Annotated in this window: 10 protein-coding genes; 5 read left to right on the top strand and 5 right to left on the bottom strand. The window is 45.9% G+C overall.

All coding sequences use genetic code 11. The features are described from left to right. The first annotated feature begins 6 nt into the window (after nucleotides 1-6). The 3 genes from argB (at nucleotide 7) to argH (ending at nucleotide 4,342) form a co-directional block, all read left to right on the top strand. The gene (argB, locus tag AB4323_RS01085) at nucleotides 7-795 is read left to right on the top strand and encodes an acetylglutamate kinase (protein WP_017061138.1); all 789 of its coding nucleotides are present in this window, start codon (nucleotides 7-9) and stop codon (nucleotides 793-795) included. Between the two features lie 113 nt (nucleotides 796-908). After that, nucleotides 909-2,120: an argininosuccinate synthase gene (locus AB4323_RS01080; RefSeq protein WP_017061137.1), complete on the top strand. Its 1,212-nt coding sequence runs from the start codon at nucleotides 909-911 to the stop codon at nucleotides 2,118-2,120. 347 nt (nucleotides 2,121-2,467) lie between these two features. Continuing rightward, the gene (gene argH, locus AB4323_RS01075; RefSeq protein ID WP_017061136.1) at nucleotides 2,468-4,342 is read left to right on the top strand and encodes an argininosuccinate lyase; all 1,875 of its coding nucleotides are present in this window, start codon (nucleotides 2,468-2,470) and stop codon (nucleotides 4,340-4,342) included. A gap of 255 nt (nucleotides 4,343-4,597) precedes the next feature. Here argH and AB4323_RS01070 read toward each other — a convergent pair whose 3' ends face one another. Next, nucleotides 4,598-4,846, bottom strand: a complete 249-nt coding sequence (locus AB4323_RS01070) for a DUF3624 domain-containing protein (RefSeq protein WP_372151419.1) — start codon at nucleotides 4,844-4,846, stop codon at nucleotides 4,598-4,600. 92 nt (nucleotides 4,847-4,938) lie between these two features. Here AB4323_RS01070 and AB4323_RS01065 point away from each other — a divergent pair, with 92 nt between their 5' ends. Then, complete coding sequence (locus AB4323_RS01065; RefSeq protein ID WP_004729674.1) at nucleotides 4,939-5,286, top strand: RidA family protein; 348 nt, start codon at nucleotides 4,939-4,941, stop codon at nucleotides 5,284-5,286. Between the two features lie 323 nt (nucleotides 5,287-5,609). Here the strand turns inward: AB4323_RS01065 and AB4323_RS01060 are convergent, their stop codons facing one another. From AB4323_RS01060 to AB4323_RS01050, 3 genes are all read right to left on the bottom strand, one after another. Further along, complete coding sequence (locus tag AB4323_RS01060; protein ID WP_229647422.1) at nucleotides 5,610-7,076, bottom strand: dihydrolipoyl dehydrogenase; 1,467 nt, start codon at nucleotides 7,074-7,076, stop codon at nucleotides 5,610-5,612. 275 nt (nucleotides 7,077-7,351) lie between these two features. Continuing rightward, complete coding sequence (locus tag AB4323_RS01055; RefSeq protein ID WP_017061133.1) at nucleotides 7,352-8,080, bottom strand: glutathione peroxidase; 729 nt, start codon at nucleotides 8,078-8,080, stop codon at nucleotides 7,352-7,354. Between the two features lie 44 nt (nucleotides 8,081-8,124). Beyond that, nucleotides 8,125-8,304 (bottom strand): hypothetical protein, encoded by a 180-nt coding sequence (locus tag AB4323_RS01050; RefSeq protein ID WP_229647423.1) that lies wholly within the window; start codon nucleotides 8,302-8,304, stop codon nucleotides 8,125-8,127. Between AB4323_RS01050 and oxyR the strand changes: the two genes are divergently transcribed. Then, nucleotides 8,303-9,196 carry a DNA-binding transcriptional regulator OxyR gene (gene oxyR, locus AB4323_RS01045; RefSeq protein ID WP_017061132.1) on the top strand — a complete coding sequence of 298 codons (894 nt, stop codon included), beginning with the start codon at nucleotides 8,303-8,305 and terminating at the stop codon, nucleotides 9,194-9,196. The genes AB4323_RS01050 and oxyR overlap by 2 nt on opposite strands. A gap of 111 nt (nucleotides 9,197-9,307) precedes the next feature. Here oxyR and AB4323_RS01040 read toward each other — a convergent pair whose 3' ends face one another. Continuing rightward, entirely contained in the window at nucleotides 9,308-11,869 is a 2,562-nt protein-coding gene (locus AB4323_RS01040) for a penicillin-binding protein 1A (RefSeq protein ID WP_032546261.1), read from the bottom strand. Nucleotides 11,870-11,884 lie beyond the last annotated feature (15 nt).

Raw genomic sequence — 11,884 nt, 5'->3', positions numbered from 1 at the left:
CTAGATATGAGCCTTAATAATCAACCATTAATCATAAAGTTAGGTGGCGCTGCGCTATCTTGTGGTGAAACACTTAGCAAGTTATTTGGTGCTATCTCTGCTTACCAACAACAGGCACAACGACCAATCGTGATTGTTCACGGCGGCGGTTACCTTGTTGATGATTTGATGAATAAGTTGAACCTCGAAACCGTTAAGAAAGAAGGGCTACGTGTTACTCCTTATGATCAGATCCCAGTGATCGCTGGTGCATTAGCGGGCACGGCGAATAAATTACTTCAAGGTCAGGCGATTAAAGACGGTATCAATGCCGTTGGTTTAAGCCTAGCAGACGGTGGTTTATGCAAAGTGAGCGAACTGAACCCTGAACTGGGGGCGGTAGGAAAAGCGGAGCCGGGCGACTCAACCGTTCTGCAAGCGATTCTTAATGCGGGCGCACTGCCTATCATTAGCTCGATTGGTCTGACTGAGCAAGGCCAACTGATGAACGTCAATGCCGACCAAGCTGCGGTTGCCGTTGCAGGCGCACTTGATGCTGAACTGGTACTGCTTTCTGATGTAAGTGGTGTGTTGGATGGCAAAGGTCACCTCATTCCAAGCCTTAATCAACAACAAGCTGATGACCTTATTACAGGCAAAGTGATTACCGACGGCATGATCGTTAAGGTTCAAGCCGCACTAGAAGCCGCTAACGACCTTGGACGACCAATCGAAGTTGCCACTTGGCGATACCCAGAAAAGCTAACACAACTGTTTTCAGGTAAAAGCATAGGAACACAGTTTTTACCTCAGTAGGTTTCACAACGAGTCACTACTTAAAGAATTTAGACAAATTAAATAAACATATAATTATGAAGTCATTTCCAACGCTGACCGCCATGTGCAGTATGGAAACTAGGAGAAAGAAAATGAGCAAAGTTAACGTAAAGAAAGTTGTAGTAGCCTACTCTGGCGGTCTAGACACATCAGTAATCATTCCATGGTTGAAAGAGAACTATGACTGTGAAGTGGTTGCGTTTGTTGCGGATGTTGGTCAAGGCGACGAAGAGTTGATTGGTATCGAAGAGAAAGCAAAAGCTTCTGGTGCATCTGAGTGTTACATCGCAGACCTTAAAGAAGAGATGGTTGCTGACTACATCTACCCAACGCTGAAAACGGGCGCTTACTACGAAGGTAAATACCTACTAGGTACGTCGATGGCGCGTCCAATCATCGCGAAAGCACAGGTTGAAGTCGCACGTAAAGTAGGTGCAGACGCACTGTGTCACGGCTGTACTGGTAAAGGTAATGACCAAGTTCGTTTTGAAGGCGCATTTGCTGCACTAGCACCTGATCTACACGTAATTGCACCATGGCGTGAATGGGATCTAGTGAGTCGTGAAGAGTGTCTAGATTACCTGGCTGAGCGTAACATCCCTTGTACGGCTTCTCTTACTAAGATTTACTCGCGTGATGCAAACGCATGGCACATCTCAACAGAAGGCGGCGTTCTAGAAAACACATGGAATGCACCTAACGAAGATTGCTGGGCTTGGACTGTAGACCCTGAGCAAGCGCCAAACGAATCTGAAACAGTGACGCTTAAAGTTGAAAAAGGCGAAGTGGTTGCGGTTGATGGCGAAACAATGACGCCATACAACGCACTGGTTTACCTAAACGAGAAAGGTGCTAAGCACGGTGTTGGTCGTATCGATATCGTAGAGAACCGTCTTGTTGGCATGAAGTCTCGTGGTTGTTACGAAACTCCGGGTGGCACAATCATGATGGAAGCACTGCGTGCAGTAGAGCAACTGGTTCTTGATAAAGCGGCATTCGAATTCCGTGAAGAGCTCGGTGTTAAGGCTTCTCACCTTGTATACGATGGTCGTTGGTTCACTCCACTATGTAAGTCAATCCTTGCCGCGACAGAAGAGCTAGCACAAGACGTGAATGGTGAAGTGGTTATCAAGCTTTACAAAGGCCATGCAACGGTGACTCAGAAGCGTTCTGACAACAGCCTGTACTCAGAAGAGTTTGCAACCTTTGGTGAAGATGAAGTTTACGACCAAAGCCATGCTGAAGGCTTCATCCGCCTTTACTCGCTATCAAGCCGTATCCGTGCTTTGAATAGCCAAAAGTAATCCTAACAATGAGTTAGTGAGCTAGCCTTTGATGAAAGATTGAAGGTTAGTAAACAGACATTATTATGCAAAGCCCATTCACTATTGATTAGTGAGTGGGCTTTTTACTTTCTATTTGCCTAATAAATCAGCTTCGGTTTTTCCTATCGGATGGCATATAATTCGCGCTCCACGCTAAAAATAATCAATGGATTGAACTGTTGGTGAATAAATATGTGAAAATAATGAATTAATACTTTATTTTCATTTTGAATTGCCGTAAGTTTAAACCATCAGAAAAATACTGAATCTTAATCAGAATTATCATTTGCAAAAACAGTGAGCACTGTGCAATTAGGAGATACACAATGGCATTATGGGGCGGTAGATTTACCCAAGCAGCAGACACCCGGTTCAAAGATTTTAACGATTCTCTTCGTTTTGATTACCGATTGGCTGAGCAAGACATTGTGGGCTCAATTGCCTGGTCTAAAGCTCTACTGTCGGTCAACGTATTAACAGAAGAAGAGCAACAGAAGCTTGAGTTAGCGCTGAATGAGCTAAAACTTGAGGTGATGGAAGATCCTGAACAGATTCTACGTTCTGATGCAGAAGATATTCACAGCTGGGTTGAGCAGCAACTTATCGGCAAAGTCGGTGACTTGGGCAAAAAACTTCACACTGGCCGTTCTCGTAACGACCAAGTGGCGACAGACCTGAAACTATGGTGTCGTCAGCAAGGTAACCAACTGCTACTGGCATTGGATCGCCTACAAAGCCAAATGGTGAACGTTGCTTCTCAGCATCAAGAAACCGTGCTTCCTGGCTACACTCACTTACAACGTGCTCAGCCGGTAACTTTTGCTCACTGGTGCTTGGCTTACGTTGAAATGCTTGAGCGTGATTATTCACGTTTGAATGATGCGATTAAGCGTCTAGACACATGTCCGCTGGGTTCTGGTGCCCTTGCTGGAACAGCTTACCCGATGGACCGTGAAGAGTTAGCTCACAACTTAGGTTTCCGTCGTGCAACGCGCAACTCTCTAGATTCAGTTTCTGACCGCGACCATGTGATGGAGCTAATGTCGATTGCTTCTATCTCTATGCTTCACCTTTCGCGTCTTGCAGAAGATATGATTTTCTACAACTCAGGTGAATCAAACTTCATCGAGTTAGCGGATACCGTGACGTCAGGTTCATCTCTGATGCCACAAAAGAAAAACCCAGATGCGCTAGAGCTTATCCGTGGCAAAACTGGCCGTGTTTACGGTTCATTAGCGGCAATGATGATGACAGTAAAAGCTCTGCCTTTGGCGTACAACAAAGACATGCAAGAAGATAAAGAAGGTCTGTTCGACGCTTTAGATACTTGGAATGATTGTATGGAAATGGCAGCACTCTGTTTTGACGGCATTAAAGTGAACGGCGAACGTACACTTGAAGCCGCGAAACAAGGCTACGCGAACTCAACTGAATTGGCTGATTACCTAGTAGCGAAAGGGATTCCTTTCCGTGAAGCTCACCATATTGTTGGTGTGACGGTAGTGGCGGCGATTGCTAAAGGCTGTGCATTAGAAGAATTAACCATCGCAGAGATGAAAGAGTTCTCTGAGGTGATTGAGGAAGATGTGTATGACATCCTGACCATTGAATCGTGTCTTGAAAAACGTAGCGCGCTAGGCGGTGTATCTCCACAGCAAGTGGCTTACGCGGTTGACCAAGCTGAGAAACGTTTATCACAGCGTGATACGTCCATCGTCAAGGTTCGTCCTGCTCGTCTGACCGATATTGAAGCGTTGGAAGGTATGGTCGCTTACTGGGCGAACATGGGTGAAAACCTACCTCGTTCTCGTAATGAACTGGTGCGTGATATTGGCTCGTTTGCGGTCGCAGAGCATCATGGTGAGGTGACAGGTTGTGCATCACTCTATGTGTATGACTCTGGCCTAGCGGAAATCCGTTCACTGGGTGTCGAAGCTGGCTGGCAAGGTCAAGGGCAGGGTACCGCAATTGTGCAGCACTTGGTTGAGAAAGCGCGACAAATGGCCATCAAGAAGGTGTTTGTGCTGACTCGTACTCCAGAGTTCTTTATGAAGCATGATTTCTTACCAACATCGAAATCTCTGCTGCCTGAGAAGGTACTGAAAGATTGTGACCAGTGTCCTCGTCAACATGCGTGTGATGAAGTGGCATTGGAAGTGAACTTGGTAGAGCAGATAATTGCTAAGGTTAATGTTGCATAAGGCATTGATTTTATAGCTCCTAAAAAAAAGATCAAAAATCTGATCTTTTTTGGGAACAAACTAAGAAAAGCCCGGTCTATTAAAGTACCACTGCTTTTTCTTAGAATTTTCTAAGAAAGCCCTAGAATCGATTGGTTCTGGGGCTTTTTTCTATCTGCTGTTCGGGAAATGACAATAGCTCGAAAATTATGATGAATTATCGGATTGTTTAGCCCTGTCTCTAATCACTACTCTTTATCCAATAAAGACTTCCAGCTAACGTTTTTTGCCCTTTAACGGTAGCACCACAAACTTCATGACCCAATGCAACGACAGCAAGCCACTGAACGCGAAAGCGGTCATCATCAACGCGATGGCATTGATGGTTTTTGGGTCTTCTCTGAAAAACAGCCACCATACTCCCCAACTCAAAATCGACAACACCATCAGCTGATTCATGCAACGCTGGCAGCGACCGAGTTTGTTACGGATTTTTTCACTTTTATTGCAATGAATGCATGTCATCTTGGGTTTGATTCGCGTTATGCTTGTTGCCCTGATAATAACATAACACGTCACAAGATATTGGATCACGGTGACACAGAGAGAGAAAGTCGATGATTGAGCGCCAAGAAACCAAGCAACGTATGAGCCGTATTGTTAAACACAACGGTACTATCTACCTATGTGGCCAAGTTTGTGCTGATGCAACTAAAGACATCACTGAACAAACTCAAACCATGTTAGATAAAGTAGAAGCGCTACTTGAGCAAGCAGGCAGCGACAAAGAGCACATGCTGTCAGCAACGATTTACTTGAAAGACATGAAAGACTTCCAAGAAATGAACGCAGTTTGGGATGCATGGGTTCCAGAAGGCCACGCTCCAGCTCGCGCATGTGTGACAGGCGACATGGCTCGCGAAGCGCTACTTGTTGAGATCTCTGTGATTGCTGCTGAGAAGTAATTGCTTAAAGCTTTTAGTGACGCAATGGCTTCAAGAGATTCCAGATACCTCGTCCCTCGGTTCTGGAATGACGAGTTTAGTTTTGGTTTAGCTGATGCGTCACTTTGATTTGCTTCAGTTTAGACGCGTTTTGAAAAGCACCGTTATTCTGGTTAGCTTCGCCTAGACGTGTATAAAAATTGCTGTCATTCCCGAGAGCGACGAAGGAGCGTAATCGGGAATCTATAGTTTACTCGTTGCCAAAAACAAAAAGGAAAGCCAATGGCTTTCCTTTTTAGTATCTAACGTTTGTTAACTGCTAATTGACTGGCGCTAGTCTGAGATTAACAGCCCGGGCCACAATCCAGACAGTGTTTCACCATCTCTGGACCTAGGTGCAGTTTCGCATTCAGGTCACGTAGCGCTGTTCGTACACCTTCTTCGATTACTGGGTGGTAGAACGGCATGTCTAGCATTTCAGAAACCGTCATCTTGTTCTGGTGTGCCCAAGCTAACAAGTGAGCCAAGTGTTCTGCGTTTGGTCCCATCATCTCAGCACCAAGGAAGCGGCCTGTACCTTGCTCGCCGTAAACGTGCAGAATACCTTTGTTGCGTAGCATCACTCGTGAACGACCTTGGTTCTCGAAAGACACCTCACCCGTTGCGAAACAGCCACATGTGCCTAAGCGGGTAGTGATCTCTTTGTACGTTTCACCAACCATCGCGATTTGTGGGTCAGAGAATACCGCTGAGATTTTAGAGCGGCGTAGGCCTGCACGAATCTCAGGGAAGCGACCAGCGTTGTCACCTGCAATGCGTGCTTGGTCAGCTGCTTCATGTAGTAGAGGCAGTTGGTTGCTTGCATCACCCGCAATGAATACTGATGGAAGCGATGTTTGAAGCGTGTAGTGGTCAGCGATTGGCACACCACGCTCATCAAGTTCTAGAGAGGTATTTTCTAAGCCAAGCTTGTCAGTGTTAGGGCGACGACCTGTTGCTGCTAGTACGTATTCAACGACGTTAGTTTCTAATTCACCTTGTTTATTGATGAACTGGATTTCGACACGTGGCTCACCCGATTCAGTGGTAATGCGCTTCATGCTTTCGATTTTCACGTCGGCATCGAGATAGAACTCTTCATTGAAAGCTTTATCTGCATAAGCCATGATCTCTGGATCAGTTACTGGGCCAACTTGACCACCCAAACCGAACAGTTTGGTCTTCACACCTAAGCGGTGCAGTGACTGACCAAGCTCAAGACCAATAACACCAGGGCCAAATACCGCAACCGATTCTGGTAAATCATCCCAGCTGAACACGTCGTCGTTAATGATCAGGCGATCGCCAAGTTCATTCCAAACGGCAGGGTATGCAGGGCGAGAACCGGTCGCGATAACAATACGCTTAGCGGTGACAACCGTGTGGTCATCAATTTGTAGCGTGTTATCGTCTAAGAATTTTGCGTAACCAGAGATCTTGTCTTGCTCTGGGATTTCATCAACGCCTTCTAAAACAAAACCAACAAAACGGTCACGCTCAAACTTCACTCGCTCCATCACTTCACGACCGTTAATCACGATATCGCCTTGTGGGTGAACGCCAAAAGCCGGAGCTTTCTCGATTTGGTGTACGCTTTCTGCAGCTGCAATAAGCAGTTTAGATGGCATACAACCAACGCGAGCACAGGTAGTACCGTAAGGGCCGCCTTCAATCATCACGACACTGTCAGTGTGTGCTTTTGCAGCGCGGTAAGAACCTAGACCTGCCGTACCGCCCCCGATAACTGCTACATCTACATTGACTTGTTTCATAATAATTTTCTCGCAATTGCTGAATTTAGTTTGAACGAACCCCTCCAACTCTGGTGATTTTTTTGAGAGTCAGGATAACGGGTCAGTTTTGTGATTCTGTTTTATTAGGTTTAGCTTGTGACTCTGCTTTTGTTGCTAACTATAGGTTAGTAAAAGACAGGCGAGTCACCAGCTATATTCTTTTTCCCAAAACTCAGATAAGAGTGTTTGGAATAGCTAACCCACAAGAGGGTGGGTTAGCTGATACTTCTAAGCCTATATCGGCGATGAAGCGATTAGCCTAGGAAAGTTTCTAGTTCTTCACTACCACCGATGTGTTTGCCACCGATGAATACTTGAGGAACGGTAGTGCGACCAGAGATTGCACGTAGGCTTACTGTTGTTGCATCTTTACCTAGAACCACTTCTTCGTAGTTCAGACCTTTGTCGATTAGGTTCTGTTTTGCTTTCATACAGAAAGGACAGCCTGGCTTAGTGAATACTGTGATTGACTCTTGCTCTTTGTGCTCAGGAGCAAGGTAGTTAAGCATAGTATCTGCATCAGAAACCTTGAACGGGTCGCCTGGTACGTCTTCTTCGATGAACATTTTTTCTACCACGCCGTTTTTAACCAGCATGCTGTAACGCCATGAACGTTTGCCGAAGCCGATGTCGTTTTTCTCAACTAGCATACCCATGCCGTCTGTGAAATCACCGTTACCATCTGGGATGAATGTGATGTTTTCCGCTTCTTGGTCTGCTTTCCAAGCGTTCATTACGAATGTGTCGTTTACTGAAACACACAGAATGTCATCAACACCGTTTTCTTTGAATACAGAGTGTAGCTCGTTGTAACGAGGTAGGTGGCTTGACGAACATGTTGGCGTAAACGCACCTGGTAGGCTGAATACGATAACTGTCTTGTCTTTGAATAGCTCTTCAGTAGTTACGTTAACCCATGCATCACCTTGGCGAGTTGGGAATGTTACTTGAGGGATTGATTGACCTTCTTTAGATGCAAACATATTGATTTCCTTAAATAGTATTTTTAATTTTGTTCTATCAGAGCTTAACGTTTTTCTTCGCTCTGTTTCGTTTCGTTGAGCCCATTATTAGATAAATCCTTTGATAGCTCTAATCGTTTGATGTTATGGTTTTGATAGGTAAATTCTATCAAGAGCATTTTTCTTTTAAATGTTTCTATTAGAACCCTTGTTCTTATTAAAACCTGAGGTAAGAGACTGAGCATGAACATTCGTGACTTTGAATACTTGGTGGCGCTCGCAGAGCATAAACACTTCCGAAAAGCGGCAGAAGCGTGCTTTGTCAGTCAGCCGACACTAAGCGGTCAAATACGCAAACTCGAAGATGAAATTGGACTTCAGTTAACCGAGCGTAGTCCAAGGAAGGTGATATTTACAGAATCAGGGTTACAACTTGTTGAACAAGCCAAGCGTATTCTCAATGAAGTGAAAACTTTTAAAGATATGGCGAGTGGACACGGTGAAGCGATGACGGGGCCAATGCACATTGGTTTTATTCCAACCGTGGGTCCTTACATCTTGCCTAAGATTGTTCCTCATCTAAAAGAGAGCTTCCCAGATCTTGAGCTTTACCTGCATGAAGCTCAGACCCATCAGTTAGTGAGCCAACTTGAAGATGGCAAGCTTGATTGCTTAGTACTGGCTGCGGTTGATGAAACGGCGGTGTTCAAAGAGATCGATGTGTATGACGAGCCGTTAAGTGTTGCCGTTCCATGTGACCACGAGTGGGCTCAGCAAGACACTGTCGATATGCTGCAGCTAAATGGACAAACCGTACTGGCGCTAGGTGACGGTCACTGTTTAAGAGACCAAGCCTTGGGTTTCTGTTTTGCTGCGGGCGCCAAAGATGATGAGCGCTTTAAGGCGACTAGCTTAGAAACGCTGCGTAACATGGTTGCGGCGGGGGCGGGTATTACCTTGCTTCCTCAGTTATCGGTGCCGAAAGAGAAGCAGAAAGACGGTGTGTGTTACGTACCTGCGGTGAATCCAACGCCTTCACGTAGAATTGTCGTGGCTTACCGTCCGGGTTCTCCATTGAAGGGACGTTTCGAGCAATTGGCTGAGACTATCCGAACTCAACTGGAGAAGACGGCTTAGCGCTTGAATTTAGAGCCTAGTCTGGTCAGATATAGATATATAAAAAGGGTTGATATGAATTCATATCAACCCTTTTTGTTGGTTCATGTTACTAGGTTCTACAAACCCTAGTTAGAACAGTTCTTCTACTGCTTCACCTGATGAGGTTGAGTAGATGTCATCATTGAAACGTTCAGTGATGTACTCGGTTGGCTCTGTGCCTTTCTCGAAGTACTCGAACATTGATGAGCTATCGAACTTGTTGGTCAGTAAGCCAGTTTCACGGTCGATACGAACACGGACGATGTTCTCAGGAATCTCTTTACGCTCAGCAGGAACACCCGCTAACGCCGTACCCATGAAATCAACCCATGCAGGTTCTGCTGTTTTCGCGCCAGCTTCTGCACCCGTAATTTGGTTCTTACCAAGATTTGAGTTCGCTTTGGTTCTGCCTAGGTTGCGGTTGTGGTTATCAAAACCAACCCATACCGTTGCAACCATGCCAGGGCCGTAACCGCTGTACCAAGTATCTTTCGAATCGTTGGTGGTACCCGTTTTTCCGCCAATGTCACGACGCTTCAACGGCTGTGCACGCCAACCTGTACCGTTCCAACCCGTACCTGCGCTCCAATCACCGCCACCCCAGATGTTGCTGTACATCATTTCACGAACAAGGAATGCGTTCTGTTCAGAGATAACTTGAGGTGCGTATTGTACTTTGGCATCCACATCTTGCTCTGCAAACTCATCAGCCATTGGGTCTGAGGTCATTTGCTGTTGGCAATCGTCTTTACAAACCACTTTTGGTGTCGCTTCAAATTCAGTCTCACCAAATGGTGTCTCAATGCGGCTGATGTAGAAAGGTTCAACGTAGTAGCCGCCATTAGCGAATACTGAGTAACCTTGAGCTACTTTCATTGGCGTTAAGCTACCCGCACCCAGAGCAATGGTTTCAGAGCGCGGAACTTCATCAATATCAAAGCCAAATCGAGTTAGGTAGTTACGAGTATCATCTAGACCTACTTCGCGCAGTACACGTACCGCCATTACGTTTTTAGACTGAGCTAAGCCAATACGTAAACGAGTTGGACCCACGTAAGTCGGTGGCGAGTTCTTTGGTCGCCATGCGGTACCTTGGCTCTTATCCCATTGGTTAATCGGTGCATCGTTGATCAGTGAGGCTAGCGTTAAGCCTTTCTCAATCGCTGCTGAGTAGATAAAGGGTTTGATACCAGAACCCACCTGACGAATAGATTGCGTTGCACGGTTGAACTTGTTGTGGACAAAGTTAAAGCCACCGACCATCGACAATACCGCGCCGTTGTTCGGGTTCATTGCAACAAATGCTGTGTTCGCATTCGGTACTTGGCTTAGTCGCCATACAATCGGTGTTTCTGATTCTGCAGTCGCTGACTCTTCTGTCGGCTCTTCAGAGACTTCATCGCCGGTAACGGCTTCATGGCGAACCCAGATTTGTTCACCAACCGCCAGAATTTCTTTCGCTTGAGAAGGCGCTGGTCCTTGGCGGTTATCCGTTAGGAATTTACGCGCCCAGTTCATGCCTTGCCATTCGATAGTGCCTTCACCTTGGTTCTTAACCCAAATTTGAGCACTTTTCGAATCAACCGCGGTAACAACAGCAGGGACTAGGTCACCATAGGTTGGTTGAGACTTAAGGTGTTTAACGATTTGTTCTTGATCCCACGCTGATTGCGCAGTCTGCCACAATACTTTTTCAGCACCACGGTAGCCGTGACGCTCATCGTAGCCAAGTAGGTTCTTAATTGCGGCTTGGTTCGCTGCTTTTTGCAGTTTCGAATCAACGGTCGTGTAGACCTTCATGCCTGATGTATAAGCTTCTTCACCATAGCGTTCCACCATCCAAGCACGTGCAACTTCAGCAACATATGGCGCGCTCAGTTCGATCTCTGCACCGTGGTATTTCGAGATAAGCTCTTCGCTACGAGCGTCATCGAACTCTGCTTGAGTGATGTATTTCTCGTCTAACATACGACGCAATACAACGTTACGACGGTTAGTCGCGCGCTCAACAGAGTAAATAGGGTTCATTGTCGAAGGTGCTTTTGGCATACCCGCAAGGGTCGCAATTTCACTCAGCGTGAGATCAGGAAGATCTTTACCGAAGTAAACACGTGCTGCCGCGCCAAAACCATACGAACGGTGACCAAGGAAGATCTTGTTGACGTAAAGCTCCATGATCTCTTCTTTACTAAGAAGTTGCTCAATGTGGATCGCAATGAAGATCTCTTTGATCTTACGCATAATCTTTTTCTCATTAGATAAGAAGAAGTTACGCGCAAGCTGCTGAGTAATGGTACTAGCACCTTGTTTGGCTGAACCCGACATTGCAACCACGAGTGCTGCACGTGTGATACCGATTGGGTCAATACCTGGGTGTTCATAGAAACGGCTATCTTCGGTGGCAATCAGAGCCTCAACTAAGTGGCGAGGAATCTCGTCATAAGTGACTGGATTACGACGCTTTTCACCAAATTGAGAGATCAGCTTACCGTCTTGACTGAAGACTTGCATCGGCGTTTGGAGTTCTACGTCGCGCAAAGTGGCAACATCAGGCAACTCTGGTTTTACGTAAAAATAAAACCCGAAAATTGTACTGACTCCAAGAATCATGCAAATCAATGTAAATATGAATAATCGCTTTATGAACTTCACCGGATAATCCCTGAT

This window comes from Vibrio sp. 10N.261.52.C11 (assembly GCF_041471405.1).
In the GTDB taxonomy this organism is placed as follows: Bacteria; Pseudomonadota; Gammaproteobacteria; order Enterobacterales; family Vibrionaceae; genus Vibrio; species Vibrio crassostreae_C.
Note: the sequence above shows the minus strand (reverse complement) of the source record. Positions and strands in the feature narration are given on the sequence as shown.